We start from the raw sequence: 18,793 nt of genomic DNA, 5'->3' as shown, positions 1-18,793 counted from the left end.
TTAAATGGTTGATTTGATGCCAAATAATACTCAACCCCATTATTTAATGTGGTTTCGCCGTGATTTACGCACATTAGATAATACAGCATTATTACAATGTATTGAACAGGCACAGCAGAAGAATGCTCAAGTTTCCGCTTTATTTATTGCGACACCACAAACGTGGTTACAGCATGATATGTCATTGATACAGCTTAAATTTATGCTTAACACATTATTGCCATTGGCTGAAAAATTAGCTCAACATCAAATTTATTTTGATATCAAAATTGTACCATCTTATAATAATGTGGCTGATATCTTAAAGCAATATTGTTTAGAACATCATATTCAACAGATTTATTTTAATTATGAATATGAGGAGCGAGAAATCCACCGTGATGATGATGTTTATCAGCAGTTAAAATCATTGAATATTTCTTGTTTTGCCTATCATGACCAATGTATTTTAGCACCACGTACGGTATTAAAAGATGATGGTGATGATTATTGTGTATTTACACCTTTTTATAAAAAATGGTTGGATATTTTACAAAAAGGTTATTTTATCATCAAAAAATTACCTAAAAATAGACATAATCGATGTGATGAGATAAATGCTCAAATTGAACGCATAAAAAATGCTGTAGAAAAAACTATCAATGATTATGCTCAACAATCGCCACAATCCCACATTGATAGCCCATTTTTGCACCAAGCAGGTGAGCAATATGCCTTACAACATTTGAGTAATTTTATTGACCATCATATCCATCATTATATTATTCAACGAGATATTCCAAGTATTGTACAAGGAACTAGTCAATTATCACCGTATTTGGCAATTGGGGCTATTAGTCCAAGAGTGTGCTATCAAATGGTCATGACAGCTATTCAGCAACAGTCATATGGACATGAAGCTATGTTTAAATGGCTAAATGAATTATGTTGGCGAGATTTTTATCGACATATTTTAGTGGCACGTCCAGATATGATTCGTCATCATGCCTTTCAAAAAGCGGTCGATAAACAGATTGATTGGCGATATAATGAGCAAGATTTTCAACGTTGGTGCGATGGGCAAACAGGTGTACCGATTGTTGATGCTGGAATGCGATGTCTGAAACAAACAGGATTCTTACATAATCGTGTGCGTATGATTGTGGCGATGTTTTTGACTAAAAATTTGTTGATTGATTGGCGATGGGGTGAGCGATATTTTATGCAACAGTTGATTGATGGTGATTTTGCCTCTAATAATGGCGGTTGGCAATGGTCGGCATCAGTAGGAACGGATGCAGTGCCTTATTTTCGCATTATGAATCCTTTTAGTCAGGCAAAAACGCATGATGTTGATGCAATTTTTATCAAAACATGGGTGCCAGAGTTGGTCGATATTCCAGCACATATTTTACATGATGAAAAAAAATTGACTGTCTATTTGACAGCCAACCCACATATCAATTATCCCTTGCCGATAGTTGATTTAAAAACTAGTCGAGCAAAGGCGATTGATGTATTTAAGCAAGCTAATGAGCAAGCAAAAATGATTATTTCATAAATTTAGAAAGCATATTCATTACATTTTGAATATCATTATTGGCTTCATTGGTATTCGTTTGATTACCTTGTGGTGTTAAAGCGTTAATCACTTGTGGTAATACACTTGAAATCGCACCATAAACATCTTGTTTAGAGCATTGGGCTTGGTCAGCAACTTGGCAAATATCATTGTCATTAAATAATGCTTGTACTTCATTAATTGGAGCTGCATCATTATTGGCATTTGGATCGACCCAATTATTCACTTGGTTAGACATACCTGTGCCACGCAATTTATCTAAAGCCGCTTGCAAACCACCTTGCTGTTGAATCCAATTTAAAATCAAGGGGATAACTGCCATTAAAATTGCAGTTTTCATATTACTTGAGCCAGTAGAATTTTGCTGATTACTGCCTAAAACGTTGCTTAAAACTGAGCCTAAAATACCATCTAAGCCTGATTTAGGTTGTGCTTGCTGTGACTGTCCACCGCCTAATACATTACCTAAAACTGAACCCAAAATACTATCTAAACCAGATTGATTTTGTTGTGGTTGTTGTTGGTTATTTTGATTGTTCATCGCTTGTTTGGCGATTGCACCGACTAAATCGACTAAATTGGTCATCATATATTACCTATATTAAAAGATGTGTTTATTTTAACTGATTTAAAAGCCGATAAATGCAATCATTTGTATTAATTTTAATATCGGATGAAAATCAGGTACAATACGCACTAATCATTAAAATAGAGTTTATATTATGCACTATCAAGGCGTATGCCAAAAAATGCAAGCCAGCTTAACGCAAGATAATCCACACGGTGCGAATAAGCCAGCTAATGTACAGTATCATTTTGTATTAAATAATCAAGCAGTTGAGCAACAAATTCAACTTGGGCAAACCTTAAATATTCAATGGACAGGTAATATTTATTGTGTAGGTTGTGGGTCAAAAACAAAAAAATCGTTTTCGCAAGGCTATTGTTATCGCTGTTTTCAACAAAGTGCGGAATGTGATTTGTGTATTATGAAACCTGAAACGTGTCATTATGATGAAGGGACGTGCCGAGATACACAATTTGCTCATGACATTTGTTTCCAACCACATATTGTTTATTTAGCCAATTCAAGTGGTTTAAAAGTAGGTATCACTCGTATTAAAAATCAACCAAGTCGATGGCTTGATCAAGGGGCGATGCAAGCCTTACCGATTTTAAGTGTAGGGTCTCGCCGATTATCTGGACAGTTGGAAAGTTTATTTGCAACAGAATTGGCGGATAAAACCAACTGGCAACGTTTATTAAAATCTGATGCTGAAATGTTAGATTTAATTGAACTTAAAGAAACGGTATTGCAACAGTTTAGTGAACAGATACAAAAAATTAAAGCTGAATATAGCGAAAAAATTGAGTTTAATGAACACATTGAAATTTTAAATCAAGATGTACAATTGTTTAACTATCCGATTTTACAATATCCAGCCAAAGTGAAATCGCATAATTTAGATAAAACGCCTGAAATTTCTGGCGTATTACATGGGATTAAAGGACAATATCTGATTTTAGATACAGGTGTGATTAATTTGCGTAAATATACGGGATATGAGTTGATTTTGGATTATTAATTTGCTTTTATTCAAATGACAATAAAATAGCGTGAGTAAATTTTAACTATAGTCAATTCAATTCAAAATTGAACAGTAGGGGCGAATTATATTCGCCCAAGCAATTGATTTTACAAAGGGTTTATGTAATACCCCCCCTATATGTATTGTATTATTCTGATATAAATCGACTATAATTTACACACGCTATTTTTATCAATATTATTCAGAGACTAAGTTTTGCAATGCTTTTAAATCTTGTAATACTTGCTGTGCGTGTTCTTTGGCTTTGACTTTACGATAGGCTTGTTTTAATTCACCACGGTAAAAAATAAAGGTTGAACGCTCAATACCGAGCACTTGTTTACCATACATATTTTTTTGTTTAATTACATCAAAATGACGGCATAAAGTTTCATCACTATCACTAATTAATGGTAAAGTAAGCTCATATTTACAAGTAAAATTTTGATGAGATTTTACACTATCACGAGATACACCGATAACAATCGTATTCAGTTGTTGAAATTGTGCATATAAGCTAGAAAAATCAGTAGCTTGTACGGTACAAGCTGGCGTAGAATCTTTAGGATAAAAATACAGAATTAGCCAATCTTGTTCTAATTGAGTGAGATTAATTTCGCCAGTCGTAGTAGGGAAACTTTGATTGGGTAAGAGAATAGTGGTGTTCTCGTTTGACATATAAAAATTCCATATAGCCAAATAATTTAAGAATTGCTACAAAATTAACCATTGTGTCGTAGGGGCGAATTATATTCGCCCAATAAACTCAAGGTTTACACAGAGCAAATGTGATTTGCCCCTACAAGCTTGTTTAGGATAGAAAAACCGTTTATGCAGTATAAACGGTTTTATCGTAAAATTAAACTAAAAATTAAATTTAAGTTTATTTTTTACTTTGTTGTTGCTGTTGTGCTAATTTTTGCAATTTCGCTGTTAAATCAGTACCATAGCACGCTAATAAGTTTTTATTTTGTTGTTGAACAAAAGCTAAACTTTCAGGTGATTTTTTGGCATTTATCGCACTTTGAATTTCCCATTGCTGTGCCACAGTCATTTTACCTTGAGCTTCAACTTGGCAATTACATAATTTTTTTGCATCAGCAGCACTTAATTTGCCACCTTTAGTCATGCTTGTTGTACAATCTTGTAATAAAGCAGCCTTGATATTCGTACTTTGATATGGGTTTGCCATAGCAACAGGAGTAGTAATAGCGGAAACTAATACAGTTGTAGATAATGCAATTTTAGATAATAAATTCATCAGAATATTCCTATATAAAACAAAGAATTAAAAATAGCGAGTTGGGTCAGCTACACCAGCATCAATAAAGCCTTGCTGACGTAAACGACAACTATCACATTTACCACAGGCACGACCATCATCATCGGCTTGATAGCATGAAACTGTCTGGCTATAGTTTACACCATGTTCAAGCCCTAAGCGTATGATATTTGCTTTAGATAAATGTAATAATGGTGTTTCAATAGTTAATGGATGTCCCTCAACGCCTGCTTTTGTAGCTAAACGTGCAAGTTCTGTAAATGCATGAATAAATTCTGGACGACAATCAGGATAGCCCGAGTAATCGACAGCATTCACACCAATCACAATAGCTTCCGCTTCAAAGACTTCAGCCACTGCCAAAGCATAAGAAAGAAAAATAGTATTACGAGCAGGGACGTAAGTGATGGGAATACCTTGACTTTCTGCATTTTCTGGCATGGCTAAACTATGGTCTGTGAGGGCAGAACCACCTAAATTGGCTAAATCAATATTAATAATACGATGTTGTACACCCGCTTGTTCAGCTAATTTTTTTGCAGCATTAAGTTCTGTTGTTGAACGTTGTCCATACATAAAACTTAGGGCAATACATTCATAACGTGATTTAGCCCATGCCAAACAAGTTGCTGAATCTAAACCGCCAGAGAGTAAAATAATTGCTTTTTTCATGGTCATTATCCAAAATTAACATTAACGCCCAGTTTCATCATGCCACAATAGTTTATGTAGTTGTAATTGAAAACGTACAGGCAATTTATCATCTAAAATCCATTGTGCCAAATCTCGTGCTAAATCGGGTAATTTTACAGCACCTTTTTCAATGGCAAAAGCAGGAGAAAACCACACACAATTCACTAATGTATCTAGTTGATATTGTGCAACTTGTTGTTTTGCCCATTCATAATCTTCATGATGAGAAATGACGAATTTAATTTGGTCATGTGTGGTTAAATAATCTAAATTTTTCATTAAATTACGTTTTTCTTCTCCTGATGATGGGGTTTTTAAATCCATCACCTTGGACACTCGTTTATCAACGGCCGATATGTCCAATGCACCACTGGTTTCTAAAGATACTTGAAAGCCTAAATCACATAATTGTTGAAGTAGTGGAATACAATTTGGTTGGGCTAAAGGCTCTCCACCTGTAACACAGACATAAGGCGTGCCAAATTGTTGTGTAGTTGTGATAATATCTGCTAAAGACTGACGTTGCCCACCTTCAAATGAGTAAGTTGTATCGCAATAGATACAACGCAAAGGGCAACCTGTCAAACGAATAAAAACAGTTGGTAAGCCAGCAGTATTGGCTTCGCCTTGTAAAGAGTAAAAAATTTCAGTAATGCGTAAACCTGCACTTGGGTCGGTTACTGGAATATGACTGGAACGTAAACTGGACATTTGATAATATAATATTTGAAATAGTCGGCTATTTTACGCTTTTTTTCAGGAAAATTAAATGTTTTGTATGTAACTGATTTGATAATATTCTGTGCTTTTACTCAAGCAAGATTTTTGTGTGCAATTTTATGCTAAAGTGATTGAATTTCGTCAGTCATGTTATTTTAGATTATTTTTTATAAGAAAGTAGCTGAATCTTTTTATACAAGATGATAAGATGTCTAAGACGGACTAAAATTTTGATGAGATTTTAGAGTGTAAAAATCTTCGATTAAGGTGGTATATTCGATGAACTTCCAATTATCTGAACAATTACAACAGCAATTATTACAGGCATTGCAACAGTGGTCAAAAACATTGCCACCATTAACACAAGAAATAGATTTTTCTGCTCCAGCATTTAAGTGGAAAAATCGTCAATTACAGCCGATTTATCAGCTAAAAAATATTCACCTTGCTGATATTTTGGGTGTAGAAACGCAAAAACAAAAAATTGTGCAAAATACCTTACAATTTTTACACGGCTTACCTGCTAATGATGTTTTATTAACTGGTTCTCGTGGTACGGGTAAATCATCAATTGTACGAGCTTTACTCAATGAATATCAACATCAAGGTTTGCGTTTGATTGAAATTGAGCGTGATGATTTGGTTGATTTAGCAGAAATTCAGCAATTAATCCGTCATCGTCCTGAAAAGTTTATTATCTATTGTGATGATTTAGCATTTAATGCCGAAAATGAACAATATCGCAGTTTAAAAAGTGTGCTAGATGGTTCCTTACAATCAGGGCATGACAATTTTATTATTTATGCGACATCGAATCGCCGTCATTTATTGCCAGAATTTATGCATGAAAATACGCCAGCTCGTGTGGTTGATGTACCACAATATGATGAATTGCACCCACAAGAAGCGATAGAAGAGAAAATTTCACTTTCTGATCGATTTGGTTTGTGGTTGTCATTTTATCCTATGGGGCAGGATTTATATTTGGAAATTGTAGAGCATTATTTAAATCAGGCAAATATTACTCTTGATGATGATGCTCGTGCGGAAAGTTTGCGTTGGTGCCAAAGTCGTGGGCAACGTTCTGGGCGTTCAGCTTATCAATTTGCTAAACACTGGATAGGGCAACAGGGATTGAAAAAATTATAATATCAAGTGTAAGCAAGAGTTATTTACATTTAATCTAATGAACGAAATAAAAAGCGGTTGTGCTAAAATCATATAACCGCTTTTTGATGATGAAAGATAGAAAATGATGGGATGAATCGCTTTTTTACTTGGTCTTTAGAAATATTGTTTGTGAAATTATCTTAAAGTAGAAACAGCAAATAAACATTTTACCTGTCCGTAGTGGGTATTTCTCATGATGTTGGTAAATATGACGTTATGGCTAGCGAATATATTTTGCATTATTAACGATTTGATGATAGGATTGTATTGTTAGCCATCACAGCACACTCTCCTTTTGTGTTGCTTATTATCTGTGAGTAACAATTTATTTAACATCTTACAATAGCTAATTTATTCAAAAGGTTACAACGCTTATGCTTTTAATGATAGATAATTACGACTCGTTTACTTATAACATCGTACAATATTTTGGCGAATTGCAACAAGAGGTCAAAGTAGTGCGTAATGATGAACTGACTTTAGAAGATATTGAGCGTTGGCAACCAAAATATTTGGTGATTGGTCCGGGCCCGTGTTCGCCAACTGAAGCAGGCATTTCTGTACCAGCGATTCAGCATTTTGCAGGAAAGATTCCAATTTTGGGTGTGTGTTTGGGACATCAAGCGATTGGACAGGCATTTGGTGGTAAAATTATTCGTGCAAAAACCGTGATGCATGGTCGTTTATCTGCCATGTATCATAAAGATGTGGGGATTTTTTCTAACTTACCATCGCCGTTTGATGCGACACGTTATCATTCCTTAGTCATCGAGCAGGAAAGTTTGCCAGATTGTTTGGAAATGACTTGTTGGACGCAGGAAGCAGATGGATCGGTTGAAGAGATTATGGGCGTTCGTCATCGTGAATTTGCCATTGAAGGTGTACAATTTCACCCAGAATCGATATTAAGCCAACACGGTCATGCAGTGTTTAAAAACTTTTTAGACATTTATGCCTAATATGATGTTTAATTTGTAATCACTGATTGATTGGATGTAGGTGCGAAAAATTTTTCGCCCGTACATTAAGAATGAGCTAACATTAATATTTTGATATTAAAGAGATAAATAATATGAATATTCAACAGGCATTAAATAATATTGTGCAAAATATCGACTTGACCCAAAGCGAAATGGAACACATCATGCGTGCCTTAATGCAAGGTGAACTCACCGATGCTCAAATTGGTGCTTTGATGATGGGTTTACGAATGAAAGGCGAAAGTATCGATGAAATTACCGCAGCTGCTCGTATTATGCGTGAATTTTCTGCAAAAATTCAGGTCGATGATGTGCCATATTTGGTGGATATTGTTGGTACAGGTGGCGATGGACAACATTTATTTAATGTATCGACCGCATCAACTTTTGTCATAGCAGCGGCAGGAGCGAATGTCGCAAAACATGGCAATCGTGGGGTATCGAGTAAATCGGGGTCATCTGATTTACTGGAAAAAGCTGATATTCGTTTAGATTTAAATTTGGCACAGACTGAACGTAGTTTACGTGAAATGGGTATTTGTTTCTTGTTTGCACCAAATCATCACCCCGCCATGAAACACGCAATAAATGCACGCCGTGAACTCGGATTACGTTCATTTTTTAATTTGTTAGGACCTTTGACCAATCCTGCCAATGTCAAACGTTTAGTGATTGGTGTGTTTAATCAGGCATTGTGTCGTCCGTTGGCAGAAGTGTTAAAAAATCTCGGTGCAGAACACGTGATGGTGGTGCATTCACAAGATGGTTTAGATGAAATTAGTTTAGCATCAACCACTTATGTGGCTGAATTAAAAGATGGTCATATTCACGAATGGACGATTAAACCTGAAGATGTTGGCATTCAATCGCAAAGTTTACAAGGTTTATCGGTTGCCAATGCCGATGAAAGTTTTGACTTGATTAAAAATGCCTTATCGAAAAAGAAAACCGAATTGGACGAAAAAGCCAGTGATATGATTGCACTCAATGCTGGGGCAGGTTTATATGTTTCTGGATTGTGTAAAGATTATGCACAAGGCGTGGCATTAGCACAAGATATTTTATATGGTGGACAAGCCATTGAAAAATTAAGTGTTTTTGGGGAATATTGTAAAACGATTAAACAGTATGAACAACAAGGATAAGCCATGAATATTCAAAATACCATTTTAGGAAAAATTGTTGAGCGTAAACAGCAAGAATTAGCAGAATGTTTACAGCGTTATAGTTTGGCTGATATGGAACAAATGGCGAAAAATGCATCTCCTTTGCGTGCATTTGCTCAGGCACTCAATCAGAAAAGCCCTGCAGTCATTGCTGAGATTAAAAAAGCATCGCCATCTAAAGGCATTATCCGTTCAAATTTTAATCCTGCTGAAATTGCTCAACAATATCAATCTGCTGGTGCCAGTTGCTTGTCAGTTTTGACAGATGTAGATTTTTTTCAGGGGGCAAATGAAAATATTGCCATTGCTCGAGCGAACTGTGATTTGCCGATTTTACGTAAAGATTTTTTAATTGACCCGTATCAAGTGATTGAAGCACGGGCATTGCACGCTGATTGTATTTTGTTAATTGTGGCGTGTTTGTCTGATGGGCAGTTACAAGAAATGTCGCAAACAGCTTTTGAATATGGTTTAGATGTATTAGTCGAAGTACATGATGAACAAGAAATGGAACGTGCTTTACAGTTAGATAAACGCTGTCTGATTGGGGTCAATAATCGTAATTTGAAAACCTTTGATGTGGATTTACAAACCACATTGCGCTTAAAAAACATGCTTGATGATGGACGAGATTTAATCACCGAAAGTGGTATTGCCACATCTAATGATGTACAAATGATGTTAGACAATGGCATTTATCGCTTTTTGGTTGGTGAAAGTTTTATGAAACAGCCACGCCCAGATGAAGCATTTACAGCGTTGTTTGGTGAGCTGAAAGAAAAGTAATATCATTGTTGATGTATGGTAAATGATTAATTTTGTATAAGTTTAAAAATTTTAGAGTATTTATGATGAAAAAATCATTATTTAAAGTATGTATATTATCATTGAGTCTAGCTGTTAGTATGTTAGCATCTTGTACAACCACAACTCAAGTTCAACCTATTGCATTTTCAGAATTAAAAAATAAAGCTGATAAAGGCGATAAAGACGCACAATATCGTTATGCTGTTGCTGTTATGTCGAAAAATAGTGGAGATGTTTCTGTACATGATCCAAAAGTTTTTTTACAGCAATATAGTGAATTAATGACACAAGTTTTACCTTATGTTGAACAATCAGCACAGCAAGAACATTATCAGGCACAAATGCTTTTGGGAATGTATCATGTGAGCAAAGATGAAAAATTGGGTATAGAGTGGATAACTAAATCAGCACAACAGGGTTATGCTCAAGCTCAAATTTTTTTAGGCAGTTGGTATTTACAAGAATCTAAAGATACTCGTCAAGCACAGGTTTGGTTAGAGAAAGCATCTGTTCAAGGTTATGGTAATGCTAAAGCGATGTTAGCAGTAATTTATCTAACAGACAAAGATAGCACTAATGATTCATTAGTTAAACCACTTCTAGCTGAAGCAACTAAGCAAGGGGAAATAGAAGCAGGTAGAATGCAATTATTGAACCTAAGAGCAGATATGATAACAAGCATGGCAACAAATATTCAAAAAAAAGCAGAATTAGGTCATGCTGATTCGCAAATGGCATATGCTGTATTATATCATCTAGGTGTAATAGGTAAAGATGAAAACAAAGCCCGAGAATGGCTAACTAAATCAGCTGAACAAGGTCATGCTCCAGCGATATATAATTTGGCATTATATAATCAACAAGGTATTGCAGGGCAAGTGGATTTTGATCGTGCAGAAAGTTTATTTCAGCAAGCCTGTAAAGGTGGAATTAAGCGTGCTTGTGATGAATATGAAAAACTACATTTAATTTCATCGATTGATTTTGAAAAATAATATTAGGTTATATATGAGTAAATCTCCATTTGCTACAGTAAAATCTGAGTTAAATCAGCTCAAACAGCAATTGAAAAATGCTGAAATTGAACAAAAAATTGCTGAACAGCAGGCTCAACAACATGCCGAAAATAGTGATGAAAATGTATTTGCTAAAGCAATGGCTGGAGTTAAACCATTGCCACCATCAAATCAGGCAGTGATTGAACGCCCTAAAAAAGGCAAAATTGATGCACAAATTTTGGCTCGCCGTGCAGCTGCGGAAGGTGAAATGCAAACTGATGAAACTTTATTATCTGATACTCGGGCTATGCTCAATCCTGTGGGGAGCCAACAGCAACTTAGTTATAAAATCCGTACCTTGCAAGATAAAGTATTTGATGATTTAAAAACAGGTAAATTGCCGTGGTTTGAAGCGGTGGATTTACATGGTTGTACAGTGGAGCAAGCTCGTACAGCGGTATTACAAATCATTCAAATGGCAAAAGATGAACAGCAAACCGTACTGAAAATCGTACATGGTAAAGGCGGTGATGGTGGTGTGTTAAAAACCTATGTCAATGGGTGGTTACGTCAGCACCCAGATGTGTTGGCATTTGTTTCTGCTCCAAGTAATCAAGGCGGAAGTGGAGCAGTGTTGGTGTTGATTAAACGTGTTGGGCGTGATAAAACACGTCAAGACTAATGAGGAAACGTATTGGATATGATGATGAGATTATGTAGTAATTCTATTTCCTTGCTAACAAAAATACATCATAATATATCAAAAAAGCCTATTTTTATAGCAGTAATTATGTTAATCTGAATTAAATTTTCATTGAAAGGTAGATAAGATGTCTATGTATAAATCTCTAGTGGCAACGGTTTTAGGTGCTACGGTACTCTTAGGCTCAGCGACTGCACAAGCAGAAACACAAAAACCACAATTTTCAAAAGAGCAAGCATTTCAAATGTGTAGTATGTTTGCGTATATTGCAAATGAAGCTTATAAAGAGCATCAAGCAAATAAAACGACAAAAGTGGCTAAACAAAACTTATATAAAAGCATTATTAATGCGAAAGCAGGAAAAGAAGAACGTGAGTTCTTTACCAATATTATTGATGCAAGTGTAGAAGATGCATCAAAATTACCTGTGCCAAAAACAAAACAGGAAAAAGAGCAAGCACTTAAAGAATATAGCTTTGGTGTCATGGAAGGTTGTATTGAAGAGATGGGTTATAAAGTCTCCGACTTTAAATAATTTTCGTGTTTAACTGAACAATGCTCATGGAAATATAAATCTATGAGCATTTAAATTTTATATCATAGCTGTTATAATATTACTTTTATTTGATAATTTAGCGATTTATATGTCTATTTCACACGCCTATGCTGATATTATTAATGCTGTTGGAGAAGATTTAAACCGTGCAGGTTTAAAAGATACGCCACAACGTGCTGCTAAAGCATTTCAATATTTAACATCTGGTTATCAACAAGATTTAGTTGAAGTTGCGAATGATGCGGTATTTCCATCAGATAACCGTGAAATGGTTTTGGTGAAAAATATTGAATTTTATTCTTTATGTGAACATCATTTATTGCCATTTTATGGGCGTGTGCATATTGCCTATCTACCAGAAGGGCAAGTATTAGGTTTGTCAAAATTTGCTCGTATTACTGAAATGTTTGCTCGCCGTTTACAAATTCAAGAAAATTTAACGCAACAAATTGCTCAAGCGATTCAAGATATTACCAAAGCTCGTGGTGTAGCTGTTGTGATTGATTCAGCTCATATGTGTATGATGATGCGTGGTATTCAAAAACAACATTCAACGACTCGTACAGTATCTTTTATAGGCGATTTTAAAACAGATAAAGAAGCACGCCAAGAATTTTTAATGGCAGTACCTGAACAAATCTAAATCCATCATTGTTGATATTGATTGCATAAATTGCACAATTTTTTGCAAAAATAGTTTATCTATTCAGCAAAAAATTAGGTACAATATTGTAATAATTTTGTATAAAAGGCAGTAAAATGCAATCACGCTTTAAATTAGGGCTGACCCTAGTGCTATTTTCTGGTGTTATGGTCGGCTGTACTCCCGCTTCTCCCCCACCTAAAGTACAGAAAACAGTAAAAATTCCTAAACCTGTGGCGGAAATTCCTGCACAATATAGTGTTCCTTTGCCTAAGTTAAAACCTGTAAAACAAAAAGAAAAAACCATTCCTTATTCTTATGTGATTTGGCTATCGCAAGGGGAAAATCGTTTGCGTGTGCAACAATATGAACAATATTTACAACAATATCAGGTTGCTAATATTGTGCCAATGTTTGAGCTGTTGCGTACTGCACGTTCATGGGAAAGTTGTGGAGCATCTGAATATATGGTGCCATCTCGTGAGTTATGGAGTAATTCGATTGCGACTTTAAAGGTTTTCCATTATTTACAATCTGCCAAGATTTTAAAAGATTTTGAAGTTACTTCAGTGTATCGTGATTATCCAACCAATAGTTGTGCAGGTGGGGCAAGCTCATCTAAACATTTATTTAATGCAGCCATTGATTTCCGTTTAGGTTCTGAGTATCCAACTGTAGAAGAATATGTGGAAATCGAGCATACCAAGCAAAAATTATGCTATTTTTGGTTACAACATGGTGCAAGTTTTAATATGGGTTTAGGCGTTTATCGTTCTGGACAAATTCATATTGATACGCAAGGTTTTCGTACTTGGGGGGCTGATTTAACACGTGTTAGTTCGCCGTGCTATCCTTTGATTGCAGATCAAATAGAGCAGAGTGAATCTTAATATTTGCTATTTTGATTAAAATTATGTAAGGGCAATACTTTCGCCCTTACCATTTATCAAGGAATAGAGAGTAAATTTTACTAAGCGTGTTGCTCAATCATTTTCACTAAACGTTGAATTAAATCATCAGCTTGTTCTTGTGTCAGATTTAAAGCAGGCAATAAACGAATCACATTACCCGCTGTTACATTTAAAATTAGATGATATTCATCACGAGCAATGGCGACTAAATCGCCACATTCACGTTTAAGTTCAATACCAATCATCATACCAAAACCACGCACTTCGACAATTTTATCTGTAAGCTGGGTGCGTAATTGTTGTACAATATAATTACCTATTTTTTCAGCATTTTCGACTGCATTTTCGTGTTGCATTTGTTCAATTACGGTGTAAACAATGCGTGAACCTAATGCCGTACCACCATAAGTTGAGCCATGATTACCTGCTTGTAAAATCCCGACCGCTTGACCTTGTGTCATCACCGCACCAATCGGGAAGCCATTGCCTAAGCCTTTAGCTGTAGTTAAAACATCAGGTACAATATTGGTATGTTGATAAGCAAAATAACGCCCTGTACGTCCATTACCGGTTTGTACTTCATCAAGCATCATTAACCAATGATGTTGATTACAAATACGGCGTACATCTTCTAAATAACTAAAACCTTGTGGAGCAGTATTGATACCACCTTCACCTTGAATTGGTTCAAGTAAAACGGCAACAATATCAGGGTGTTGTAATGCAACTTCTTCTAATGCTTCAACATCGCCAAATGGAATGCGAATAAAACCTTCAACGAGTGGTGCAAAACCTTCTTGCACTTTTTTATTGCCTGTTGCGGTAAGTGTTGCCATGGTACGTCCATGAAATGATTTTTCCATGACCACAATTTTAGGATTGTCAATGCCTTGCTGATGACCATATTTACGGGCAATTTTAATCGCTCCTTCATTGGCTTCTGCACCACTATTGGCAAAGAAAATTTCTTGCATACCTGACACTTCAGCCAATTTTTGTGCAGCTGCTGTTTGCCATGGGATTTCAAATAAATTACTGGTATGAATTAACGTTTGTGCTTGTTCAGCAATTGCTTGGGCTATTACAGGATGGGAATGACCTAAACCACATACGGCAATGCCTGTTAAGGCATCAAAATATTCTGTTCCATCTTCAGTGTATAAAGATGAACCCTTGCCACGCACAAAAGCGATATTTTGTCTGGCATAAGTTGGCATAATGTGTGATGGTTCGTTGGGATTAATTGGTGCTGGAGTGTAGGTCATCATCGTTATCCTATAAAAAATAAAGGCTTATATATAGCAAAATTTGATAAAAAAATAAAGTAATATTGATAAAAAATAGATTATATCACGCAGTAAATTCTGTTATAATAAAAATATTTCTAACACAAGCGATAAGATAATTAATCGATAGAGGCTTCGCCATGACTGAACAACGTGATACAGAAACGTTAATCCGTGAACAAATTGCTAAACATAATGTATTATTGTATATGAAAGGTACACCACAATTTCCACAATGTGGTTTTTCTGCTCGTGCAGTAGAAGTATTAAGTCAAATTGGTCGTCCATTTGCTTATGTCAATATTTTAGAAAATCAAGATATTCGTGCAACATTACCACAAATTGCGAATTGGCCTACTTTCCCACAACTTTGGGTAAAAGGTGAGCTTATTGGTGGTAGCGATATTATGCTGGAAATGTTTCAATCAGGTGAATTAAAACCATTGATTGAAGCAAATAGTCCAGCTGTAGAATAATTTTGATGTAAAAACTCTTTCTATCACAGTATAGAAAGGGTTTTTTATTGAAATAAAATTTTTGTTATGATTTACCTTATGTTAAATTAAAATAATAAGGTAAATTTAGTTTTTTATTTTAGTGGAGTTCTGCAATGGCAGGTCATTCAAAATGGGCGAATATTAAGCATCGTAAAGCAAAACAAGATGCAAGCCGTGGTAAAATTTTTACAAAATATATCCGTGAAATCGTTACAGCTGCTAAATTAGGTGGCGGTGAAGTGGCAAGTAACCCACGTTTGCGTGCGGTAGTAGAAAAAGCCTTATCTGTTAATATGACACGTGATACTATTAACCGTGCAATTCAGCGTGGTGTTGGTGGTGAAGATAATGATGATTTAAAAGAAGTCACTTACGAAGGTTATGGTGTTGGTGGTGTTGCAGTTATTGTTGAAACCATGACTGATAATTTGAATCGTACTGTACCTGATGTACGTCATTGTTTTACTAAAACGAATGGTAATTTAGGAACAACAGGTTCAGTGGCTTATTTATTTACCAAGCGTGGTGAGATTTCATTTGAAGATGTAACGCTTGAAGATCAAATCATGGAAATTGCTTTAGAAGCAGGTGCTGATGATATTGAAGTATCTGAAGATAATATTTTAGTGATTACTACTCCAGAAAGTTTTGGTGATGTACAAGATGCTTTAGCTAATGCAGGTTTAAAATCAGATAATGCTGAAGTGGTCATGCACCCATCAACTAAAGCAGAAATTACCGACATCGACCAAGCAAAACAAATCATGAAAATGATTGATATGCTTGAAGATTTAGACGATGTACAAAACGTTTATACTAACGTTGAATTTTCTGATGATGTATTAGCACAGCTTGATGCTTAATTTGCTAACATGAATATAAAAATAAGCCAATCGTGATGATTGGCTTATTTATTGATATTTCAATTAAAATTTAAATTCTACAGAAGCCATCATATAACGTTTAGGTGCATTATAACGCTCAATACCGTCATTTGTTGGTGTATTACTTAAAGATGGATTAGAAGCGATTGAGCGTACGCTATCCCATGTACGGTATTTTTTATTGAATAAATTATAAATACCCAGATTAATTGTAGTATTTTTACCAAACTTTTTATGACCATATAAATCAAACACAGTATAAGATGGACTTAAATAGCGTGCTTCACCATATGAAGCTAAAGTTGGTGCACCAGTATAACGGTCAAAGAATGTACCACGATAAGCAAGAGTATCTTTTGCTTTTTTAGCTTGTACATATTGTCCTTGTAAATGAATTGACCAATTATCATCAGGTGCTTGATAGCTTAAACCCAAAAGGCTACGTTTAGGCTGAATGCTTAATAAACGTTCCCCTGTATCTTTTTTACCTGTTGCATAACCAAAGCCTAAATTTATCATTAAACCTTGTGCTAATGGGTTAAATATTTGATGTAAATCAATTTGCCCTGAAATATCTAAACCTGATACTTTGGCTTCACGAATATTTTGTGATTGATAGGTATCATTGGCAATAACAACACGTTCAATCATATTGTGATAACGATTTTGATAGGCGGTTAAATTTAATTGTCCTAAATTATTATCTGCTTTAAAAGTGAGTTCATGATTATGACTATATTCAGGTTTGAGATGTGGATTAGATATAATATCTAATCCACGCATTTTACCGCCAAAATACATTTCGGTTGCTGTTGGCATACGGAAACCTGTATTAAATCCATAGCCTAAACTCCATGTTGGTGTTAATTGATATTTAAAACCTAAGCCACCAGAAAGCACAGAAACATCAGGTTTTTCTTGACGTGTTTCTTGTTCAAATTGAGTATGATCATAACGTAATTTAGCATAACCTGTTAAATTATTTGGTGTAAATTGAATATCATCTCTAATTGCAATATGCCAACGTTTACGTTCTACAGGGCGGGGCATATAGCCATTTGCACTACGATTATTACTATAAGTATAATCTACACTTTTAAATTTTAGTTGAGAGTAGCCTGCATTTAAACTCAATTGATGTTGTGTATATGCTGTTGGAGTAGGTGCAAATTTCATATCTAATGTTGCTTGATTAAGCTGGGTATAGAAACCGCGATTGGTATGGTCTGGTGTACGTCCATTTTGTTTATTGGTAGCTGACATGATTGTATCTTGGTGGTCATAACCAATTTTAAAACGTTCTAACCATGTAGATTGTGTTGGTTGATATTGATAAAATACACCGTAGCTTTGACGTTCTTGTTTATCATTAAATTCTCGGAAAGTTGCTGAAGAATAACTAAGTTCTTGTCCTTCATTTTTATTGTTTTGTTTATCAGCTTTGAGTTCGATACGATGTTGCTCATTATCCCATTTAAAGCCTAATTTTGCTAAATAACTATATTGTTTTGATTGATAAGGATTAGGGAGTGAACGCTCTTGTCCCATTTTAATACCATTATCTTTGCTATGGATTTGTGTTTCATGACCTTTACGATAACTGTATAAGGCAAGTGCATCAACATATTGGCTATCTACAGCAGTACCTGCAGTATTAATCCATTCTTTACTACTACCATTGTAAGTATTTTTGAAATAAGCACCAATTTTACGATTATCAAGCAGAATATCATCTATATTTTTGGTTTGATAATGGACTGAACCACCCAAAGCATTGGCTGAACTGCCTTTTTGAATATTCACTTGGCTCATCATTTCATTATCAACATTAATTCTAGAACGGTTATAGTAGCTATAATTTTGTACCACAGAAATAGTTTCAGAATCAGCCTGTGCAATACCATCAACAGTCATTTCTACACGGTTGCCATCAACACCACGAATATTAAAACCTTGACTACCAAAACGCCCTAATTCACTGGTTCCCATATCTGTACTATAACGAACTAGGTCTTGGTTATTAGTTACTAATTTTTGTGTATCACTATTTGCTTCCGCTTTAGCGTTAATAACAATTGTTGGTAATGCTTGAACAGTTGTTGGTTCAGTATCTGCCCATATTGGAAACGCAGACATTAAACAGGTGATACACAAACTGAGTTGTTTTTTATTGAAGTAGCTTAGTAGATTTTGCATATGATATACCATTATTCAGTTAAAAGTAATATTGTGTAACTGCATTATAATAATAAAAATTATCATTTACAATAGTTAATAATAATTATAATTTATGTTATTAAGTTTTAAATAAATAATAAGTGATTGATATTAAACTAATATTATATAT

The 18,793-nt window shown here is 35.0% G+C and carries 20 protein-coding genes; 13 read left to right on the top strand and 7 right to left on the bottom strand.

All coding sequences use genetic code 11. The annotated features are described in order from the left end of the window. Positions 1–16 precede the first annotated feature (16 nt). Complete coding sequence (locus LU301_RS08575) at positions 17–1,540, top strand: cryptochrome/photolyase family protein (RefSeq protein WP_305269803.1); 1,524 nt, start codon at positions 17–19, stop codon at positions 1,538–1,540. Here LU301_RS08575 and LU301_RS08570 read toward each other — a convergent pair. After that, entirely contained in the window at positions 1,530–2,147 is a 618-nt protein-coding gene (locus tag LU301_RS08570; RefSeq protein WP_305269801.1) for a YidB family protein, read from the bottom strand. The genes LU301_RS08575 and LU301_RS08570 overlap by 11 nt on opposite strands. Before the next feature lie 136 nt (positions 2,148–2,283). On the opposite strand from LU301_RS08570, the gene LU301_RS08565 reads away from it, so the two are divergent. Next, the gene (locus LU301_RS08565; RefSeq protein WP_305269799.1) at positions 2,284–3,147 is read left to right on the top strand and encodes a DUF2797 domain-containing protein; all 864 of its coding nucleotides are present in this window, start codon (positions 2,284–2,286) and stop codon (positions 3,145–3,147) included. A gap of 201 nt (positions 3,148–3,348) precedes the next feature. Here the strand turns inward: LU301_RS08565 and LU301_RS08560 are convergent, their stop codons facing one another. From LU301_RS08560 to queE, 4 genes are all read right to left on the bottom strand, one after another. Next, on the bottom strand, positions 3,349–3,828 hold the full coding sequence (locus tag LU301_RS08560) for a peroxiredoxin (protein WP_305269797.1): 480 nt from the start codon (positions 3,826–3,828) through the stop codon (positions 3,349–3,351). Positions 3,829–4,033: 205 nt separating this feature from the next. After that, positions 4,034–4,411 (bottom strand): hypothetical protein, encoded by a 378-nt coding sequence (locus tag LU301_RS08555; protein WP_305269795.1) that lies wholly within the window; start codon positions 4,409–4,411, stop codon positions 4,034–4,036. Between the two features lie 27 nt (positions 4,412–4,438). After that, on the bottom strand, positions 4,439–5,104 hold the full coding sequence (gene queC / locus LU301_RS08550; RefSeq protein WP_305269793.1) for a 7-cyano-7-deazaguanine synthase QueC: 666 nt from the start codon (positions 5,102–5,104) through the stop codon (positions 4,439–4,441). Between the two features lie 21 nt (positions 5,105–5,125). Continuing rightward, positions 5,126–5,836, bottom strand: coding sequence for a 7-carboxy-7-deazaguanine synthase QueE (queE, locus tag LU301_RS08545; protein ID WP_305269791.1), 711 nt, complete (start codon positions 5,834–5,836; stop codon positions 5,126–5,128). Positions 5,837–6,124: 288 nt separating this feature from the next. On the opposite strand from queE, the gene LU301_RS08540 reads away from it, so the two are divergent. The 9 genes from LU301_RS08540 (at position 6,125) to LU301_RS08500 (ending at position 13,758) form a co-directional block, all read left to right on the top strand. Next, positions 6,125–6,994: an ATP-binding protein gene (locus LU301_RS08540; RefSeq protein WP_305269789.1), complete on the top strand. Its 870-nt coding sequence runs from the start codon at positions 6,125–6,127 to the stop codon at positions 6,992–6,994. Positions 6,995–7,389: 395 nt separating this feature from the next. Next, positions 7,390–7,974, top strand: a complete 585-nt coding sequence (locus tag LU301_RS08535) for an anthranilate synthase component II (RefSeq protein ID WP_305269788.1) — start codon at positions 7,390–7,392, stop codon at positions 7,972–7,974. A gap of 113 nt (positions 7,975–8,087) precedes the next feature. After that, on the top strand, positions 8,088–9,140 hold the full coding sequence (gene trpD / locus LU301_RS08530) for an anthranilate phosphoribosyltransferase (RefSeq protein WP_305269786.1): 1,053 nt from the start codon (positions 8,088–8,090) through the stop codon (positions 9,138–9,140). 3 nt (positions 9,141–9,143) lie between these two features. Continuing rightward, on the top strand, positions 9,144–9,947 hold the full coding sequence (trpC, locus tag LU301_RS08525) for an indole-3-glycerol phosphate synthase TrpC (protein WP_305269784.1): 804 nt from the start codon (positions 9,144–9,146) through the stop codon (positions 9,945–9,947). A 65-nt stretch (positions 9,948–10,012) separates the two neighbouring features. After that, complete coding sequence (locus tag LU301_RS08520) at positions 10,013–10,963, top strand: tetratricopeptide repeat protein (protein ID WP_305269782.1); 951 nt, start codon at positions 10,013–10,015, stop codon at positions 10,961–10,963. A 13-nt stretch (positions 10,964–10,976) separates the two neighbouring features. Further along, entirely contained in the window at positions 10,977–11,648 is a 672-nt protein-coding gene (locus LU301_RS08515; RefSeq protein WP_370692191.1) for a Smr/MutS family protein, read from the top strand. A gap of 148 nt (positions 11,649–11,796) precedes the next feature. Further along, on the top strand, positions 11,797–12,204 hold the full coding sequence (locus LU301_RS08510; protein WP_305269780.1) for a hypothetical protein: 408 nt from the start codon (positions 11,797–11,799) through the stop codon (positions 12,202–12,204). Between the two features lie 109 nt (positions 12,205–12,313). Then, positions 12,314–12,868: a GTP cyclohydrolase I FolE gene (gene folE, locus LU301_RS08505; RefSeq protein WP_370692190.1), complete on the top strand. Its 555-nt coding sequence runs from the start codon at positions 12,314–12,316 to the stop codon at positions 12,866–12,868. Between the two features lie 116 nt (positions 12,869–12,984). Beyond that, positions 12,985–13,758 carry a D-Ala-D-Ala carboxypeptidase family metallohydrolase gene (locus LU301_RS08500; RefSeq protein WP_305269777.1) on the top strand — a complete coding sequence of 258 codons (774 nt, stop codon included), beginning with the start codon at positions 12,985–12,987 and terminating at the stop codon, positions 13,756–13,758. Between the two features lie 80 nt (positions 13,759–13,838). Here LU301_RS08500 and LU301_RS08495 read toward each other — a convergent pair whose 3' ends face one another. Further along, positions 13,839–15,047, bottom strand: a complete 1,209-nt coding sequence (locus tag LU301_RS08495; RefSeq protein WP_305269775.1) for an aspartate aminotransferase family protein — start codon at positions 15,045–15,047, stop codon at positions 13,839–13,841. A gap of 158 nt (positions 15,048–15,205) precedes the next feature. Here LU301_RS08495 and grxD point away from each other — a divergent pair, with 158 nt between their 5' ends. Continuing rightward, positions 15,206–15,541, top strand: coding sequence for a Grx4 family monothiol glutaredoxin (grxD, locus tag LU301_RS08490; protein WP_305269773.1), 336 nt, complete (start codon positions 15,206–15,208; stop codon positions 15,539–15,541). Positions 15,542–15,675: 134 nt separating this feature from the next. Then, positions 15,676–16,425, top strand: coding sequence for a YebC/PmpR family DNA-binding transcriptional regulator (locus tag LU301_RS08485; protein ID WP_305269771.1), 750 nt, complete (start codon positions 15,676–15,678; stop codon positions 16,423–16,425). 63 nt (positions 16,426–16,488) lie between these two features. Here LU301_RS08485 and LU301_RS08480 read toward each other — a convergent pair whose 3' ends face one another. After that, on the bottom strand, positions 16,489–18,642 hold the full coding sequence (locus LU301_RS08480; RefSeq protein WP_305269769.1) for a TonB-dependent hemoglobin/transferrin/lactoferrin family receptor: 2,154 nt from the start codon (positions 18,640–18,642) through the stop codon (positions 16,489–16,491). Between the last annotated feature and the right edge of the window lie 151 nt (positions 18,643–18,793).

The organism is Moraxella sp. ZY210820 (assembly GCF_030674635.1).
Classification (GTDB): Bacteria; Pseudomonadota; Gammaproteobacteria; order Pseudomonadales; family Moraxellaceae; genus Acinetobacter.
Note: the sequence above shows the minus strand (reverse complement) of the source record. Positions and strands in the feature narration are given on the sequence as shown.